Source organism: Rhodococcus sp. IEGM 1302, assembly GCF_030056935.1.
Classification (GTDB): domain Bacteria; phylum Actinomycetota; class Actinomycetes; order Mycobacteriales; family Mycobacteriaceae; genus Rhodococcus_F; species Rhodococcus_F qingshengii.
On sequence record NZ_JASHKY010000012.1, the window covers coordinates 146,158 to 163,035 of the forward strand.

Genomic DNA, 16,878 nt, shown 5'->3' on the forward strand with positions numbered 1-16,878 from the left:
CAACCGCACGCGAGGCAGGGCGACGCAGCCCACTAGCAGGCAAAAGTTACTCGCGAGTAGAGACCGATGAGTGGACCTGCCGGTTGCGGCCTCACGGGTTAGCAGTACGCTTGTCTTGTTTGGGACTCATCTCCCGAGATCAGTCCACACCGTCTAGGTTTGATAATCGAACCGTTCGCGGACCCACTCACAAAGTGTGACCGCAACCGTGTAACCAGGGAAACTTCCTAGGAGGACGCGAAGCACCCATGTCCAAAATCAAGGTTGAGGGCACCGTCGTCGAACTCGACGGCGATGAGATGACGCGCATTATCTGGCAGTTCATCAAAGACAAGTTGATCCATCCGTATCTCGATGTGAACCTCGAGTACTACGACCTCGGTATCGAGTACCGCGACGAGACCGACGACCAGGTCACCATCGACGCAGCGCACGCGATCCAGAAGCACGGCGTCGGCGTCAAATGCGCCACGATCACGCCGGACGAGGCACGTGTCGAGGAATTCGGTCTCAAGAAGATGTGGCGTTCCCCGAACGGAACGATCCGCAACATTCTCGGCGGCACGATCTTCCGCGCACCGATCATCATCTCCAACGTTCCGCGACTCGTTCCGGGCTGGACCAAGCCGATCATCATCGGCCGTCACGCATTCGGCGACCAGTACCGCGCCACAGACTTCAAGGTCCCCGGCCCCGGCAAGGTGATGATCACCTACACGCCTGAGGACGGCAGCGCACCGATCGAGCACGAACTGGTCAACTTCCCCGAAGAGGGCGGCGTCGTCCAGGGGCAGTACAACTTCACCACGTCCATCCGTGACTTCGCTCGCGCGTCGCTCACCTACGGACTGCAGCAGAACTACCCGGTGTACCTGTCCACCAAGAACACCATTCTCAAGGCGTACGACGGTGCCTTCAAGGACATCTTCCAGCACGTCTACGAGACCGAGTTCAAGGCTGAGTTCGATGCTGCAGGTCTGACCTACGAGCACCGCCTCATCGACGACATGGTCGCTTCCGCACTCAAGTGGGAGGGCGGATACGTCTGGGCATGCAAGAACTACGACGGCGACGTCCAGTCCGACACCGTGGCCCAGGGCTTCGGTTCGCTCGGCCTCATGACGTCGGTTCTGCTGACACCGGACGGAAAGACCTGTGAGGCAGAGGCTGCTCACGGCACCGTGACGCGTCACTACCGTCAGCACCAGCAGGGCAAGCCCACCTCGACCAACCCGATCGCGTCCATCTTCGCGTGGACCCGCGGGCTCGAGCATCGTGGCAAGCTCGACAGCACCCCTGAGGTCATCGGCTTCGCGCAGGCGCTCGAAGACGTTGTCATCAAGACCGTCGAAAGCGGCCAGATGACCAAGGACCTCTCGATGCTGGTCGGCGGCGATCAGGGCTACCTGACCACCGAGGAGTTCCTCGGCGCGCTCGACGTGAACCTGCAGAAGGCCATGGCCGCGAAGTAGATTCACCGCTTCACCTGTCAAATGGGACGTCTGGGAAACCGGGCGTCCCATTTGTGTTCGCGGTCTCAAGTGAGTGAACTCACCCGCTCTCACTTGGAAGTTCAACCAGGTGTGAGACCACAATTGATCAGTGACTTCGTCTACCCTCTCCCTTTCTGACACCTCGACACCCGGGGTTCGTTCCGCCAGAGGTCCGGCGATGCTCGCTCTTGCCCTCGGCGGTTTCGGTATCGGCACCACCGAGTTCGTCGCCATGGGATTGCTCCCGGAAATGGCAACCGGGCTCGGTGTCTCGGAACCCATCGCGGGCCACGTGATCTCGGCATACGCGCTCGGGGTTGTCGTCGGTGCTCCACTGATCGCTGCACTCACCGCACGGGTTCCGCGCCGCACCCTGTTGATCGCACTCATGGTCGCGTTCACCGTCGGCAATGCCGCTTCGGTTTTCGCGCCCTCGTACACGACGCTGATGATGGCCCGCTTCGTCGCCGGATTGCCGCACGGCGCCTACTTCGGAGTCGCCGCACTGGTCGCAGCTCACCTGGCCGAACCGGGAAAACGCGCGAAGGCCGTCGCGATGGTGATGATGGGTCTTTCCGTGGCCAACGTGATCGGTGTGCCGGTCGCGGCCTGGATCGGCCAGGCACTCGGCTGGCGCAGCGCCTTTGCCTTGGTTGCGGTGATCGGAGTGGCAACGGTTGCTTCGCTGTTCGTCTGGATTCCGCGGTTGGACGGTATGCCGGTGACGAATCCGATCACCGAACTCGGGGCACTGGGCCGCGTTCAGGTGTGGATGACCTTGATCGTGGGCATGGTCGGATTCGGCGGGATGTTTGCCGTCTACACCTACATCAGTACGACTCTCACCGACGTGTCCGGGCTTGGCGCTTCGTTCATTCCCCTCGCACTCATGCTGTACGGACTGGGCATGGTGGCCGGCAACTTCGTCGGTGGATACCTCGCGGATCGCGCACTGATGAAGGGCTTGTTCCTGTCGATGGGATCCCTCGTTGTGATCCTCGCGGTCTTCGTGATGGCCGTGCGCAATCCGTACACGGCACTGATCTTCGTCTTCCTCATCGGGCTCGCCGGGTCGTCGATGGTGCCTGGCCTCCAGACACGGTTGATGGATGTCGCCGAGGATGCTCAGACCTTGGCCGCGTCTCTCAATCACGCCGCACTCAACATCGCCAACGCCTTCGGAGCGTGGATCGGCGGCGTCGTCATCGCAGCCGGTTACGGGTACACCGCGCCGGCAGCGGTGGGGTCGTTGCTGGCCGTCGCGGGTCTCGTCGTGCTGGCGGTAGCGGTGATTTTGCAGCGTAGGGCCGCGCGCTGACCTGGGCGCCCATCCGCGTCGGTGGAATCGGCTACGGTGCTTGCCGTGCCACAAACTGCTGACTCCCACATTCTTGCGCCCCACACCATCACGTCCGTGAACGTCAACGGCGTTCGAGCAGCTGCCCGCAAGGGCATGCTCGACTGGCTGGAGAAGACGTCGGCGGATTTCATCTGCCTTCAGGAAACGCGTGCGTCGGACGATCAGCTTCGCGAGACTCTCGAACCAGCGCTCGGCAACGGATGGTTCCTCGTCTCCGCCGAGCCGTCCGCGAAGGGACGCAACGGAGTCGCGGTGCTCTCACGCACGGAACCTGACGCGGTGCGGATCGGTCACGGGGACGACGAGTTTCTCGACGCCGGTCGATACATCGAAGCCGACTTCGCCGATCTGACCGTCGCGAGCCTGTACCTGCCCTCCGGTGAGGCGCTCACGCCGAAGCAGGAGGAGAAGGAGCGGTTCATGGCGTCCTTCGCAGTTCACCTCGCTACCACCGCTGCGGCGGCCGAGGCTGCCGATCGTCACGTGGTGGTCAGCGGCGATTGGAACATCGCGCACACCGAACTCGACCTCAAGAACTGGAAGACCAACAAGAAGTCTTCGGGATTCCTCCCCGAGGAGCGCGCCTGGATGGATCTGCTGTTCGCCGAAGATTCCGCGTGGGTGGACGTCTTCCGCGCCCTCCATCCGGGTGTCGACGGCCCGTACTCGTGGTGGTCGTACCGCGGAAAGGCATTCGACAACGATTCGGGTTGGCGTATCGATTACCAGGTTGCCACTCGCGGATACGCCGAGCGGGCCAAGGTCGCGCTCGTGGAACGCGCTGAGTCCTACGACCTCCGTTGGTCGGATCATGCGCCTGTCACCGTCTCGTACCGATAGAGACGCGTATGTCTGAAGGTCTGAAAATGCCGAGCGCAAAGACGCGCAACGCCATCATCACCGTCGTGGTGGCGGTGGTTGCGCTCGTGCTGGCGGTCACCCTTTCTTCACGTGACTCCGACAGTTCGGCGTCGTCGGTGACGAAGTCCTCGAGTGCCCAGTCCTCGAGTGTTCAAGCCAAGCCTGGCGCCACCACCAAGGCTGCGCCGTCGAGTTCCGTGCCCTCGAGCTCCGCTGTCAAGACAACGCAGCAGACGAACAGCGATGCGCCGGCGCGAGTGCTCGCCACGCTGGTGGAGATCGACGCCGGGAGGTGGCCGGATTCCGCCAATGCGCCGGGCACCAAGGGCGGCATCACCTTCCGCAACAGCGAAGGACGTCTACCCGCTGTCGGTGCCGGTGGCGGACGTGTCGTCTATCAGGAATGGGACGTGAACCCGAAGAAGAACGGCCAAGGACGCGACGCCGAGCGAATCGTCACCGGCAACGACGGTTCGGCGTGGTACACCCTCGATCACTACGACACGTTTGTGAGGATTCGCTGATGTCCGATTCGTCTACGGTCAGCGTGGCGCAGTGGCTGGATCCGTCTTCGGATGTGGCTTCGGTGGCGCTGCAGAGCGACCCGGCCGTTGCAGATGATCTTGCACGTCAACTCCGTGCCGAGAATTTTGTCGTTCGGGTGGTTCGCGGAGAGAACATGCGGACAACGGCGCAGGTCTTCGACGAGTTTGCGGCAGCCTTCCAGTTTCCGTCCCACTTCGGGCGAAATAAAGACGCTTTCGACGACGTCATGCGCGATCTCGACGACGTCCTCGGACTCGGCGCCGGATATGTAGTTGTGGTCCGAGGCGCGGGTTCTCTACTGTCCGAGCAACAGGATCAGTTGGAGTGGTTCTGCGAAACGATGGACTTCTACGCCGAAGAATGGGAACCCGTCGTTTTCCGGACCGTCTACCAGTTCGGTGCGGAGGACCTCACCGCCCACGGTGAAGACCTCGTCGAACTCGACTACCCGGGCACCACGCCACTGCACTGATTTCCACTCGTGAAAAGATCGGAACCATGTCGACCCCTGCAGAACAGAAGCCCACCGCAAAGCCTCGCGTGCTTTCCGGAATCCAGCCGACGTCGGATTCTTTCCACCTCGGCAACTACCTGGGTGCGCTGCAGCAGTGGGTTCCGTTGCAGGACGATTTCGACGCTTTCTACTTCATTCCGGATCTTCACGCCATCACGGTGACGCAGGACCCGAAGGAATTGCGTCGTCGCACCAAGGTTGCGGTGGCTCAGCTCCTTGCGGTGGGGATCGATCCGGATCGGGCGACGCTGTTCGTACAGAGTCAGGTTCCCGAGCACGCACAGTTGGCGTGGGTCCTGAACTGCATCACCGGTTTCGGTGAAGCCAGCCGTATGACGCAGTTCAAGGACAAGTCCGCCAAGCAAGGCAGCGACAACGCCAGTGTCGGCTTGTTCACGTATCCGGTTCTGATGGCCGCGGACATCCTTCTGTACCGCCCGCAGCGAGTTCCGGTGGGTGAGGATCAGCGTCAGCACCTCGAACTCGCACGCGATCTGGCCGGACGGTTCAACACCCGCTACGGCAAGGCGTTCGTCGTTCCCGAGCCGCAGATCATCAAGGGCACGGCAAAGATCTACGACCTGCAGGATCCGACCGCGAAGATGAGCAAGTCCGCTGCCAGTGCGGCCGGACTGATCAATCTGCTCGACGATCCGAAGGTGTCGGCGAAGAAGATCAAGTCGGCCGTCACCGACAACGAGCGCGAGATTCGTTTCGACCCGCAGGCCAAGCCGGGCGTCAGCAACCTGCTCACCATTCAGTCGGCTCTCTCGGGAGTACCGATCGAGACTCTGGTGGCCGGTTACGAGGGCAAGGGGTACGGCGACCTCAAGACCGATACCGCTGACGTGCTGACCGAGTTCGTCACCCCACTCAAGGCGAAGGTCGACGGTTACCTTGCCGACGAGGCAGAGCTGGATCGCATCATCGCGGCTGGAGCGCACCGCGCCCGTGAGGTGTCTTCACGCACTCTCGCCGCTGTCTATGACAAGGTCGGATTCCTGGCACCGAAGGGCTGACTTACGCGAATTCGGACTCACGACGCCTGACCGAACATGAGGGGGACGGCAATGGCTGACACGGACGACGACGCACCGAGCTTTCTCGAGAAGCAACGGGCAGCGCGACCCTGGCTCGATCATCTGGTTCGCGCGGCCGGACGGTTTCAAGAGCAAAAAGGCGACTATTACGCTGCTGGTATCACGTACTTCAGCGTTCTCGCGTTGATTCCGATCATGATGGTCGCGTTTGCAGTGGCCGGTTTCGTATTGGCCGGGCATCCCGAGTACCTGGAGTCGATTCAGGAGCAGATCACCAAGAGCATTCCGGGCAGCTTGGGTGACACCATCAACACGCTGATCGATTCGGCCATCGACTCGCGCGCGAGCGTCGGAATCTTCGGTCTCCTGGGTGCCGCGTACGCGGGTCTCGGTTGGATGGCAAACGTTCGCGACGCGCTGACGGCGATGTGGGAGAGCAAGCGCGAGCCGAAGGGTTTCGTACGTACCAAACTTGGTGACGCGGGGGCCCTCGTCGGTCTGGCTCTCGCCATGGTCGTCTCACTGGGAATGTCGGCGCTGAGCAGTGGGCCGGTTGCGACTCAGATCGTGAAATGGCTCAACCTCGAGAACATCACCGGTGTCGGCGTGGGGCTCAGAGTCATTTCACTGTTGCTCTCACTCCTGGCGACGTGGGCGGTGTTCCTGTGGGTGATCGCCCGGCTGCCGCGCGAGCCTGTCACGCTGCGTAGCGCTGCGCAGGCAGCGCTTATCGCCGCAGTTGTGTTCGAGATCTTCAAGCAGGTGGGTGCGATCTACCTCGCTGCCGTCACCAACGGACCAGCGGGCGTGGCATTCGGTCCGATCATCGGTTTGCTCGTGTTCGTGTTCACGGCGTCACGGATGCTGCTGTTCTGCACGGCGTGGGCGGCGACGACCAAGGAAAGTATGGCCCTGGCGTTCGTTCCGCCGCCGGATCCCGCCGTGATCTCGCCGCGAATCGTTGTCAGTGACGGTGCTTCACCGTCTCGCGTGGCTGCGCTGATCGCCACGGGTGCGGTTGCCGGCCTGGGTCTTTCGGGCTTCATGCGTCGTCGGCCGCGCTAGCGCCTCCGACGGTTGAGGGCAACGGCTCCCGCCACCAGCGCGATCACCACTACTCCGCCGACCGCACCGATGAGTATGCGGTCAGTGGTGTCGGATTCGGCGTCGGTAGCGGTGGGTGCAGCCGAGATCGAGCCTGGTGCAGCGGCAGACGGTGTGCGAGTGACCTCGGGCGAGGCATCGTCGGTGGATCGGTCCGTCAACGAGCCGACGGTTGTGCTCGCGGGGAGTGCATATCCGTAGTCGAGTAGACGGGCAGCTTGTTCCCACGGACGGATCGGCTTGGCTTCGCCGCCCATCAATGTCACCAGTAGTTTCCGGCCGTTACGCTCCGCGCCACCCACATACGTGTGGCGGGCGTCGTCGGTGAAGCCGGTCTTGCCGCCCAATGCGCCGTCGTAGTTGTAGAGCAGCTGATTGTCGTTGGCGAGAGTGAATCCGGGGCGGTCCTGATCGTCGGGAATCGTCGGATCCTTGGGGAAGCCGGGAAATTCGACGGTCTCGGTATGGATCAGACCGGCAAACGTCGGATTCTGCAGGGCGGTATGGAAAATCACGGCCAGGTCGTACGGCGAGCTGCTCATCCCCGGGCCGTCGAGTCCGGATGGAGTTGCCGTGCGAGTGTCGAGGGCGCCGAGTTCGGCCGCGAGCGCGTTCATTTTCGACACGGCTGCAGCGTCACCGCCGAGTTGGCGGGCAAGAGCATGCGCGGCATCGTTTCCCGACGCCATGACCAGACCCTGCATCAGTTGCCGGTTGGTGTACTTGCCGCCCTTGCCGATGCCGACAGCGCTACCTTCAGCGTCCGCGTCTTCGGCCGTTGCGGTGATTTCGGTGTCGAGATCGAGTTCGTCGAGCGCGACAAGAGCCAAGAGCATCTTGATGGTGCTGGCGGGGCGGTAGCGACCGTGCGGATCTTTGGCGGCGAGGACCTCGCCGGTTTCGGCGTCCGCGAGTACCCATCCTGATGCCGCGATGTCGGCCGGGAGCGGGGGAGCGCCGTCAGGGAGCACAACACCGCACTCGCCGAGCTTGTCTCCACCGACGGGGCTTTCCGGAATCGGGACAGCAGTCGGGGCTGTGGATCCGGGCGCGGGTGCTTCGGAGAGATCGATCGCCGGTGCCGGGCTACTCGTGAACGGGCAGCTGTCGGTGTTGGGTGTTGTGAACGGCGCTTCGGTGGTGGTGGTGGGCGGCGGCGGGGCCGGTTGGGCGCCGGCCACTCCCGAGGTCCCGACGACACCGGTAAACGCAATGCTCCCTGAGAGCACTGTTCCGGCAACTGCCACTGCACACTTTCGACGCCACATCATCGATATACGAGGGTATGCGAACGTGAGGGAACGTCCGAATCGCCACGCAAGCAGAGGGATCGAAAACAGGCGATTCGGTTTGTACATCGGTCATAGTGGACGATCGCCGCCGATGAGTTCCACCACCACGCAGAGTCTGTAACAGTGGGGTAGTCGGCTACTCGAATGGCGCACACGCACTGACGACAGGGGATCGGTATGGGCAAGATCGTGGTGACAGAATTCGTGTCCTTGGACATGGTGATGGAAGCTCCCGGTGGCGAACCGGGTTATGCGCACACTGGATGGGTCTTTCCGTACCAGGAGGGCGATCAGATGAAGTTCAAACTCGACGAAACCCTCGCCGCGGACGTCCTTCTGCTCGGGCGGCGGACCTACGAGAGCTTCGCCGGTGCCTGGCCTGAGCGCGAGGACGACCAAGGCTTTGCGGACAAGATGAACGAGATGCCCAAGTACGTCGTCACGAGTTCGACCGAACCGCTCGAATGGAACAACTCGACGGCGCTCGACGGTCCCATCGAGGAATCTGTCCCGAAGCTCAAGGAGCAGATCGACGGCGAGATCCTGGTCGCGGGAAGTCGGACGCTCGTCCACGCGTTGTTGCTGGCCGGTCTGGTCGACGAGCTTCGTCTGATGGTCTTCCCGGTCATTCTCGGGTCCGGCGGGAGAGTGTTCCCCGAATCGGCCGACAAGATCGTCCTCGAGTTGAAGGACGATCGTCGGTACGAATCCGGAGTTCAAGTACTGACGTACCACCCCACGGTCACGTAGACCTCTCGAAAACATCTGTGGCCGAGACTCTTCGAGAGTCTCGGCCACAGATGTCTTGCCGGCTAACTGTTCTCGGGGAAGCCGAGGTTGATTCCGCCGTGGCTGGGGTCGAGCCAGCGACTGGTGACGGCTTTACCTCGCGTGAAGAAATGAACACCTTCTGTCCCGTGAGCGTGGGTGTCACCGAAGAGGCTGTTCTTCCAGCCGCCGAAGCTGTAGTAGGCCATGGGAACCGGGATGGGGACGTTGATGCCGATCATTCCGACCTCCACCTCGTTCTGGAAGCGTCGGGCAGCGCCGCCGTCGTTGGTGAAGATGGCGGTGCCGTTTCCGTACGGGTTGTTGTTGATCAGTTCGAGGGCTTGGTCGTAGGTATCGACACGCACGACGGACAGGACAGGTCCGAAGATTTCGTCGGTGTAGATCGACATGTCGGTGGTGACGTGGTCGATGAGGGTGGGCCCGAGCCAGAAGCCGTCCGGTCCACCATCGGCCTGAACTGTGCGTCCGTCGACCACGATCGTGGCACCGTCCTTCTCGCCGGCATCGACATAGGACGCGACCTTGTCGCGATGGGCCTTGGTGACGAGCGGACCCATGTCGGAGTTCTTGGTGCCGTCACCGGTGACGAGGGGAGTGGTGCGTTCGACGATCTTGGCAACCAGTTCGTCGGCGATGTCGCCGACTGCGACCAGGGCGGAGATCGCCATGCATCGTTCGCCCGCGGAGCCGAATCCCGCGTTGACCATTGCGTCGGCGGCGAGGTCGAGGTCGGCGTCCGGCAGAACGATGGCGTGGTTCTTGGCGCCGCCGAGTGCTTGCACGCGTTTGCCGTTGGCGGTGCCGGTGGCATAGACGTACTGGGCGATGGGGGTGGATCCGACAAACGAAATCGCTTTGACTGCTTTGTTTTCCAGAAGTTCGTCGACGGCGAGCTTGTCACCTTGGAGGACGTTGAAGACGCCGGGGGGCAGACCGGCTTCGGCCCAGAGTTCGGCGAGCCAGATCGCCGCGGTGGGGTCCTTCTCCGAGGGCTTGAGAATCACGGTGTTCCCGGCGGCGATGGCGACCGGGAAGAACCACATGGGGACCATCGCGGGAAAGTTGAAGGGCGAGATGATGCCGACGGGGCCGAGGGGTTGGCGGATGGAGTAGACGTCGACCTTGGTCGATGCATTCTCGGTGTATCCGCCCTTGAGGAGATGCGGTATTCCGCAAGCGAATTCGACAACTTCCTGCCCGCGGCTGATTTCGCCGAGGGCGTCGGAGAGAACCTTGCCGTGCTCGGCTGTGATGATCTCGGCGAGTTCACCTTTGCGAGCATTGAGGAGTTCGCGGAAGCTGAACAGTACCTGTGTGCGCCGGGCCAGTGAGGTGTCACGCCAGGCGGGGAAGGCCGCCGCAGCCGCGTCGATGACAGCGCGGGCGTCCTCGAGGTTCGCCAGGGCCAGTCGGCCGGTGATCTGTCCGGTGGCGGGGTTGGTGACGGGGGCGGTGTCCTCGGACGTTCCGGCGAACGGCTTGCCGTCCAACCAGTGCGCGATGACACGAGTATCAGTGCTGGTCATGGTATTTCCTAGTGGTCTGGTGACTCAGGAGTTCGGGGAGGTGTACTTGGCGACGTAGTCGTTCATCGTCTCGCGCTGGTACCGGGAAACCTCGTGCGCGTTTTCGTTCTCGGCGAAGACGCTCGACACCATCACGGTGTTCTCACGTTCGTAGAAGCCGAGTTTGCCGAGACCGCCGAAGAATTCGTCCCAGTTGACGTCTCCGTCACCGATTTTGAGATGCTGATGCACTCGAACGGCATTGCCTGGCGGATTGGTGATGTAGCGCAGTCCGTGGGAACGGTGATGATCCATGGTGTCCGCCACGTGAACGAGTCGGACCATGTCGCCGGCGGCCTCCATGATGGCGGGAAGGTCCCCACCCATGTGGAATTGGTGGCACGCCACGATCACCATGCCGAGGTTCTTGGAGTTCACACCACGGATCGTGCGGATCGCGGCTAGTCCGTCTTCGACAAAATCGTCCGGGTGGGGGTCGATCAGGACGTCGATTCCCTCGCGTTCGATGATCGGAACCAGTTCCTCCATCGAACGATAGAACGCACGCTCGGACTCTTCGGCCTTTTCGGGGCGGCCGGAGAATTCGGTGTTCATGACGTTGACACCGAGATCGACCGTGATCTGGATGGCCCGCTTCCAGTAGCGCACGGCTGCTTCGCGAGCGTCCTCGTCCGGGCCGGACCACCGAAGGACCGGAAGCACCGACGCGATGCCGACTCCCGCACTCGCGCAGGCCTTCCGGAACTCGGTGACGAGCGCGTGGTCGGCTTTCGGGTGATTGAAGAACGGGATCATGTCGACGTGCGGTGTGAGCTGCAGGTACTCGTACCCGAGATCGGCAACAACCTGAGGTAGCTCGAGTAGTGAGTAATCGTGATGGAAAGGTGTGGGGTCGAGTGCGACCTTCATCGCTAAGCTCCGGCCACAGAGTCGCGCGCAACCATGTCCACGACGACGCGCTGACCCGTCTCCAGAGACTTCACACCGGCGGCGCAGACAGCGGCCGCGGCGTACCCGTCCCAAGCACCTGGTCCGTCGATGTAGTTGCCGGTGCCGGCGCCCGTCTTCACTGCCTTGATCCACCGGGCGAACTCGGTGTCGTAGGCCTGCCCGAAGCGTTCGCGGAATCCTGGGGTGATCTGTCCACCCCAGTTGCCGGGCTTGGTCTTTCGGATCAGTCCCACGTCGAGTCCGATCATCGCGCTTCCGAGTTCGCCGACAACTTCGGTGCGCACCTCGTAGGCAACTCCGGTGGTGACAAACACCTCGGCGTCGACGTGTCTGCCGGACTCGGTCTCGAATATCGCGATCTGTGGGTCTTGAATGCCCTCGGGAGCAAGCGAATTCGCGGCCGGTCGGATGATCTGCACCGAGGTGATCTCTTCGTCGAGCAGGAATCGTGTCACGTCGACCTCGTGGACGAGTGAGTCCTTGACGATCATCGCGCTGTCGAAGCCGTTCGGAACCGCAGGATTGCGGTGCGCGCAGTGCACAACGAGAGGGCGACCGAGATCGCCGCTGTCGATCAAATCCTTGAGCTGGGTGTATTCGTGGTCGAACCGGCGCATGAAACCAACCTGGATCAGTCTTTTTCCCAGCGCTGCTTCGGCTTTGACGATCGTGAGCGAACTGTCCGCGTCGGTGGTCAGCGGCTTTTCGCAGAGAACAGGCTTGCCCGCTTCGAGGCAGGCAAGAACCTGCTTCTCATGGGTCGGGCCCGGGGTTGCGAGAACAACGGCGTCGACGTCCTCGGCTGCGATGGCATCGAACGGATCGACGACGACGCGCGCCCCTGGCGTCAGTGCTGCGATTTCCTCGGCGCGGGCGAGAGAGTAGTCGTTGACGACGGTGACGCGGGCACCGCCGATTTTGTTGGTGATGCGGTCGACGTGATCGGCCCCCATGATGCCGACGCCGAGCACTGCGATCCGGAGATCCTGGTTGTCAGACATGCGGTGGTACTCCTCGATTGTGTTGCTCAGTTGAAACGGACGGCGGGGACGCCACAGGTGGACAGGTATTTCTGAGTGCGCGCTGCGATGGGCAGCGGTGTGTCGGGATGGCAGGGATACATGTCCTGCTCGACGATCGCGAACACGTCGATGCCGAGCTTCTCGATGGCCTCCAGAAGCGGCGGCATGTCGGGGATTCCGCGCGGCGGTTCGATCATGGCACCGAGTTTGACGGCCTCACCGAACGGCAGGTCCTCCGCCTCAACCTTGGCGACTATCGCCGGATCCACCTGTTTGAGGTGTAGGTACCCGATGCGCTCCGGATGTTTGTTGATAATTGCGAGATTGTCGCCGCCGCAGTAGCTGATGTGGCCGGTGTCGAGACACAGATTCACGAAACGCTCGTCGGTCCCTTCGAGGAACTTGTAGACGTTGTCTTCGATGTCGACGTGACTGTCGGCATGAGGATGGTACTGCGCCATGACGCCGTACTCCTCGAGCATTGCCTTCCCGAGAGCGTTCATGCCGTCGGTTTTCTTACGCCACTGCTCGGGCGTCAGATTGCGGTCTTCGAGTACCGCTCCGGTGGAAGGGTCGCGCCACATCTCAGGGATGACCACCACGTGCTTGCCGCCGACGGCTGCGGTCAACTTGGCGACGTCCTTGATCTGATTCCAGACGGCATCCCAGGAATCGTCCTGGTGCAGGTGTTCGAAAACGGTACCGGCCGAAAGCTTCAGGCCGCGGGCGCCGAGTTCGTCCGTCAACTTGGCTGGATCGGTCGGAAGGTATCCGAACGGGCCGAGTTCGATCCATTCGTATCCCGACGCGGATACCTCGTCGAGGAATCGTGTGTAAGGGGTCTGCTGTGGATCGTCCGGAAACCACACGCCCCAGGAGTCGGGGGCTGATCCGACGCGAATCGCGCTCATGTCTAGATTCCTTTCGCGGGCAAGCTTTATGGGGTGTGGTTGTGCGGAATTTTCATTCGGATGGACGGAGGTACGGTCGCTGGATCTTCTTCCAGGACTCGTAAGTTGTCCGTGCCTTCTTGGTGGACTCCAGTTCGGAGGTGGCCGATACCGGTACATCCCACCAGGATTCGCTGTCCGGGGCGCCGATCAGGGGATCGGTTTCGACGTGGATGACGGTGCTGGTGTCGCTTGCTTTGGCAACCTTGATCGCGTCGGCGAACTCGGCAGCGGTGTTGGCGCGGATGACGTCGACACCGAGGCTGGCAGCGTTCGCGGCCAGATCGACCGGGAGAACCCCTCCGTCGAGACGTCCGTCATTCGAGCGGTAGCGGTACTGCGTGCCGAAGCGCTGGGAACCCAGCGACTCGGACAGTGAACCGATGGAGGCAAATCCGTGATTCTGCACCAGGACGACGATGACCTTGAGGCGTTCCTGTACGGCGGTGACCAATTCGGTGGCCATCATCAGATAGGAACCGTCTCCGACCATCACGAACACGTCGCGATCGGGGCACGCCATGCGGACGCCTAGACCGCCGGCAACTTCGTATCCCATGCACGAGTACCCGTATTCGACGTGATACCCCTTGGAATCACGGGTTCGCCACAGCTTGTGGAGGTCACCTGGCATGGACCCGGCAGCGCACACCACGACGTCACGTGGATCGGACAGTGTGTTGACCAGGCCGATCACCTGATTCTGATTCAGTGACCCGTCGGCAGCGGGTTCGGCTGGGTTGTAGACGGATTCGACGATCGCATCCCAATCGCGAGCGAGGTCACCGATCCTGGACGCGTATTCCTCGTCCACCCGGTAGTCGTTCAGTGCAAGTGCCAGCGCGTCGAGTGCCTCACGTGCGTCGGCGACAACGCTGACTCCGCCCTGCTTCACGGAGTCCAGTGATGCGACGTTGATGTTGACGAAGCGAACGTCGGGATTGGTGAACGCGGTGCGGGACGCGCTCGTGAAATCGCTGTACCGCGTACCGATTCCGATGACGACGTCAGCCTCGGTGGCCAGTGCGTTTGCAGCCGTAGTGCCGGTGGACCCCACCGCCCCGACGGATTGTGGATGGTCGTAGACCAATGAACCCTTGCCGGCCTGGCTCTGCCCCACGGGGATTCCGGTCTGCGCGCAGAACGCTGCCAGAGAGTCGGTGGCCTGGCTGTAGATCACGCCGCCGCCGGCGACGATCAGTGGCTTGCGAGCCGAGCGGATGATCGCGGCGGCGCGTTCGATCACCGATCGTTCGGGGAGCGGGCGGGCCACGTGCCACACCCGTTCGGCGAAGAAGGACTCGGGCCAGTCGAAAGCCTCGGCCTGCACGTCCTGCGGGATGGCGATGGTGACCGCGCCGGTCTCGACGGGATCAGTGAGAACGCGCATCCCGGCGAGCAGAGCGCTCGGCAACTGCTCCGGGCGCCATACCCGATCGAAGTATCGTGAGACGGGTTTGAAAGCGTCGTTGACTGTGACGTCGCCGCTCGACGGGAGTTCGAGTTCCTGTAAGACGGGGGCACTGGCGCGGGTCGCGAAAGTGTCTGCGGGAAGGAGTAATACAGGTAGACGATTGATGGTGGCCAGTGCCGCGCCGGTGATCATGTTGGTGGCACCGGGGCCGACGCTGGACGAGACCGCCCACGTCTGCAGGCGGTCCTTCATGCGGGCGTGCGCGACAGCCGAGTGCACCATCGCCTGTTCATTGCGGCCGAGCACGTAGGGGAGTGTCGGCTCACGGCCGGCGTCGAGATCCTGGATCTCGGCCTGCAAGAGTGCCTGCCCCAGTCCGGCGACGTTGCCGTGCCCGAAGATTCCGAAGCAGCCGGCGAACAGCTTGGTGCGCTGGCCGTCGCGTTCGGTGTACTGGTTGGCGAGGAAGCGGACGACAGCTTGAGAAACGGTGAGGTATACGGTCGGCTCGTCGCGAGGTGGACGATTGCCGGTTGCGTTGTTGGTGGGTGCCACAGCTTTCACTTCCGTCAGTTGTGGGACTGCAACGGCAGTCGAGGGTCGATGTCCTGGTGATCCCAGCTTCCACGTAGCCAGGTGTGTTGCGGATCGTCACAGATGTTCCACGCCCGGATCTCGCCCGAACCTGCCATGACATTGAGGTAGTACATGTGGTGGCCCGGCGCTGCGATGGACGGGCCGTGATAGCCGTGCGGCACGAGGACGACGTCGCCCGAGCGGACTTCCTCGAGCACCTCGATAGGTCTCTCGGCGGTTCCGTACACGCGGTGGTAGCCGAAACCTTCGGTCCCGGTGGGGCTTCTGTCGATCTCGAAGTAGTAGATCTCTTCCAGGGCCGATTCGACGTCGCTGTTCTCGTCGTGCTTGTGGCTGGGATACGACGACCAGTTCCCGCCGGGGGTGATGACCTCACACGCGATGATGGAGTCTGCCTCGAAAGTGTCTGCGGTGGCGAAGTTGTGAACCTGTCGGCTGCAGTTTCCGGCGCCGCGAAGTTCGACCGCGACTCCGGACGCGGGACCGTATCGATGGGGAAGCTTGGCGCCGGCGCGCGCTCCGCACAGGGCGAAGCGGCCTCCGCCCGTGCTGCTGACCGAGTAGTCGGCGTCGCGACCGACGTACGCGAAATCGCTCGGACCGTCGAAAACCGATGCGCGGCCGGTCAGGGGAATCTCCGTCCCCTCGGCAACAACGACGGCCGAACCCGCCAGTGGAACGACGATGATCTCGTTCTCGCCGGACTGCAGGTGGACGTTCGCACCCGGGGCGAGTTCGAGTGTCCACAAGCTGGATTCGGTCCACCCGGCGGACTCCGGCGTGACCACTGTCGTGAAATCACCGTCGGCGGACGATCCGGCGGGGACGTAGTACTTGCTGAACATCTTGCTCCTGCCAGGTCGCTTCTAGTGGACGAGCTTGACTGCGGTGTCGACGGCCGCGGTGACGTCGCCGTCGGGTGGGTAGAGCAGCGCGCGTCCGACGATCAGTCCGCGCACGGACGGCAGCTGAAGTGCAGCGTCCCACTTTGCGTACGTTTCTTCCGGCGCGATCTGCGGATCGCCGCCCAACAGGAGCGTCGGGAGGGTGGTCGCATCCATGACGCGTTCCATCTCGTCGACGACCGGCAGTTTCATCCACGTGTACGCCGAGGTGGAGCCGAGACCTTGGGAGATGTGGATGGATTTGATGACGGCGTCGGGGCTGAGATCGTTGACGACCTTGCCGTTCACGCGGCTGGAGAGAAACGGCTCGAGCATCGCGATCAGTCCGGCCGCGGCCAGTTCGTCCACGGCTTCGGCACATGCCGTCATGGTGGGCAGTGTGCCCGCGTCGTCGAGTGCGATGCGTAGCAGCATCTTTCCGCCGTTCATTCCGAACTTCGCGGTGCCCGCCGCGGTGTATCCCGTCATGCGGTCGTCGAGTTCGAAGCTCGCGCCTGCCAGGCCGCCGCGG

The 16,878-nt window shown here is 62.6% G+C and carries 16 protein-coding genes; 8 read left to right on the forward strand and 8 right to left on the reverse strand.

What is annotated here, in order from left to right:
- Positions 1-248: 248 nt before the first annotated feature.
- From QM609_RS18165 to yhjD, 7 genes are all read left to right on the forward strand, one after another.
- On the forward strand, positions 249-1,472 hold the full coding sequence (locus tag QM609_RS18165) for an NADP-dependent isocitrate dehydrogenase (RefSeq protein WP_003940772.1): 1,224 nt from the start codon (positions 249-251) through the stop codon (positions 1,470-1,472).
- Positions 1,473-1,671: 199 nt separating this feature from the next.
- Entirely contained in the window at positions 1,672-2,811 is a 1,140-nt protein-coding gene (locus QM609_RS18170; RefSeq protein ID WP_050654859.1) for an MFS transporter, read from the forward strand.
- Positions 2,812-2,847: 36 nt separating this feature from the next.
- Positions 2,848-3,693, forward strand: coding sequence for an exodeoxyribonuclease III (locus tag QM609_RS18175; protein WP_080712672.1), 846 nt, complete (start codon positions 2,848-2,850; stop codon positions 3,691-3,693).
- A 26-nt stretch (positions 3,694-3,719) separates the two neighbouring features.
- A complete protein-coding gene (locus QM609_RS18180; RefSeq protein WP_050654908.1) occupies positions 3,720-4,238 on the forward strand; it encodes a guanyl-specific ribonuclease in 519 nt (172 codons plus the stop codon).
- On the forward strand, positions 4,238-4,732 hold the full coding sequence (locus QM609_RS18185; RefSeq protein ID WP_030535081.1) for a barstar family protein: 495 nt from the start codon (positions 4,238-4,240) through the stop codon (positions 4,730-4,732). Before QM609_RS18180 ends, QM609_RS18185 begins: the two co-directional genes overlap by 1 nt.
- 26 nt (positions 4,733-4,758) lie before the next feature.
- Positions 4,759-5,793 carry a tryptophan--tRNA ligase gene (gene trpS / locus QM609_RS18190; RefSeq protein WP_003941025.1) on the forward strand — a complete coding sequence of 345 codons (1,035 nt, stop codon included), beginning with the start codon at positions 4,759-4,761 and terminating at the stop codon, positions 5,791-5,793.
- 51 nt (positions 5,794-5,844) lie between these two features.
- Positions 5,845-6,879, forward strand: a complete 1,035-nt coding sequence (gene yhjD / locus QM609_RS18195; RefSeq protein WP_050654860.1) for an inner membrane protein YhjD — start codon at positions 5,845-5,847, stop codon at positions 6,877-6,879.
- Here yhjD and QM609_RS18200 read toward each other — a convergent pair.
- Positions 6,876-8,189 (reverse strand): D-alanyl-D-alanine carboxypeptidase family protein, encoded by a 1,314-nt coding sequence (locus tag QM609_RS18200; RefSeq protein ID WP_083197715.1) that lies wholly within the window; start codon positions 8,187-8,189, stop codon positions 6,876-6,878. The genes yhjD and QM609_RS18200 overlap by 4 nt on opposite strands.
- A gap of 198 nt (positions 8,190-8,387) precedes the next feature.
- Between QM609_RS18200 and QM609_RS18205 the strand changes: the two genes are divergently transcribed.
- Complete coding sequence (locus QM609_RS18205; protein ID WP_003940686.1) at positions 8,388-8,960, forward strand: dihydrofolate reductase family protein; 573 nt, start codon at positions 8,388-8,390, stop codon at positions 8,958-8,960.
- 62 nt (positions 8,961-9,022) lie between these two features.
- On the opposite strand, the gene QM609_RS18210 is transcribed toward QM609_RS18205, so the two are convergent.
- The 7 genes from QM609_RS18210 to QM609_RS18240 all read right to left on the reverse strand — a co-directional run.
- Positions 9,023-10,528, reverse strand: a complete 1,506-nt coding sequence (locus QM609_RS18210) for a CoA-acylating methylmalonate-semialdehyde dehydrogenase (protein ID WP_050654861.1) — start codon at positions 10,526-10,528, stop codon at positions 9,023-9,025.
- A 24-nt stretch (positions 10,529-10,552) separates the two neighbouring features.
- The gene (locus QM609_RS18215; RefSeq protein ID WP_050654862.1) at positions 10,553-11,437 is read right to left on the reverse strand and encodes a sugar phosphate isomerase/epimerase family protein; all 885 of its coding nucleotides are present in this window, start codon (positions 11,435-11,437) and stop codon (positions 10,553-10,555) included.
- 2 nt (positions 11,438-11,439) lie between these two features.
- Positions 11,440-12,480 carry a Gfo/Idh/MocA family protein gene (locus tag QM609_RS18220; protein ID WP_007727372.1) on the reverse strand — a complete coding sequence of 347 codons (1,041 nt, stop codon included), beginning with the start codon at positions 12,478-12,480 and terminating at the stop codon, positions 11,440-11,442.
- Positions 12,481-12,506: 26 nt separating this feature from the next.
- A complete protein-coding gene (locus QM609_RS18225) occupies positions 12,507-13,412 on the reverse strand; it encodes a sugar phosphate isomerase/epimerase family protein (protein WP_007727370.1) in 906 nt (301 codons plus the stop codon).
- Positions 13,413-13,464: 52 nt separating this feature from the next.
- Positions 13,465-15,420 carry a 3D-(3,5/4)-trihydroxycyclohexane-1,2-dione acylhydrolase (decyclizing) gene (gene iolD, locus QM609_RS18230; protein ID WP_050654910.1) on the reverse strand — a complete coding sequence of 652 codons (1,956 nt, stop codon included), beginning with the start codon at positions 15,418-15,420 and terminating at the stop codon, positions 13,465-13,467.
- 14 nt (positions 15,421-15,434) lie between these two features.
- Positions 15,435-16,307, reverse strand: coding sequence for a 5-deoxy-glucuronate isomerase (iolB, locus tag QM609_RS18235; RefSeq protein WP_003940746.1), 873 nt, complete (start codon positions 16,305-16,307; stop codon positions 15,435-15,437).
- A gap of 21 nt (positions 16,308-16,328) precedes the next feature.
- Positions 16,329-16,878 (reverse strand): Cgl0159 family (beta/alpha)8-fold protein (locus QM609_RS18240; protein ID WP_502942720.1); only part of this gene is annotated, 550 nt, incomplete at its 5' end.

Excerpts from the sequence above, each read along its gene's own strand:
- QM609_RS18165 (WP_003940772.1), top strand. The coding sequence starts at position 249 with ATGTCCAAAATCAAGGTTGAGGGCACCGTCGTCGAACTCGACGGCGAT.
- QM609_RS18170 (WP_050654859.1), top strand. The coding sequence starts at position 1,672 with ATGCTCGCTCTTGCCCTCGGCGGTTTCGGTATCGGCACCACCGAGTTC.
- QM609_RS18180 (WP_050654908.1), top strand. The coding sequence starts at position 3,720 with ATGCCGAGCGCAAAGACGCGCAACGCCATCATCACCGTCGTGGTGGCG.
- QM609_RS18185 (WP_030535081.1), top strand. The coding sequence starts at position 4,238 with ATGTCCGATTCGTCTACGGTCAGCGTGGCGCAGTGGCTGGATCCGTCT.
- trpS (WP_003941025.1), top strand. The coding sequence starts at position 4,759 with ATGTCGACCCCTGCAGAACAGAAGCCCACCGCAAAGCCTCGCGTGCTT.
- yhjD (WP_050654860.1), top strand. The coding sequence starts at position 5,845 with ATGGCTGACACGGACGACGACGCACCGAGCTTTCTCGAGAAGCAACGG.
- QM609_RS18200 (WP_083197715.1), bottom strand. The coding sequence starts at position 8,189 with ATGATGTGGCGTCGAAAGTGTGCAGTGGCAGTTGCCGGAACAGTGCTC.
- QM609_RS18205 (WP_003940686.1), top strand. The coding sequence starts at position 8,388 with ATGGGCAAGATCGTGGTGACAGAATTCGTGTCCTTGGACATGGTGATG.
- QM609_RS18210 (WP_050654861.1), bottom strand. The coding sequence starts at position 10,528 with ATGACCAGCACTGATACTCGTGTCATCGCGCACTGGTTGGACGGCAAG.
- QM609_RS18215 (WP_050654862.1), bottom strand. The coding sequence starts at position 11,437 with ATGAAGGTCGCACTCGACCCCACACCTTTCCATCACGATTACTCACTA.
- QM609_RS18220 (WP_007727372.1), bottom strand. The coding sequence starts at position 12,480 with ATGTCTGACAACCAGGATCTCCGGATCGCAGTGCTCGGCGTCGGCATC.
- QM609_RS18225 (WP_007727370.1), bottom strand. The coding sequence starts at position 13,412 with ATGAGCGCGATTCGCGTCGGATCAGCCCCCGACTCCTGGGGCGTGTGG.
- iolB (WP_003940746.1), bottom strand. The coding sequence starts at position 16,307 with ATGTTCAGCAAGTACTACGTCCCCGCCGGATCGTCCGCCGACGGTGAT.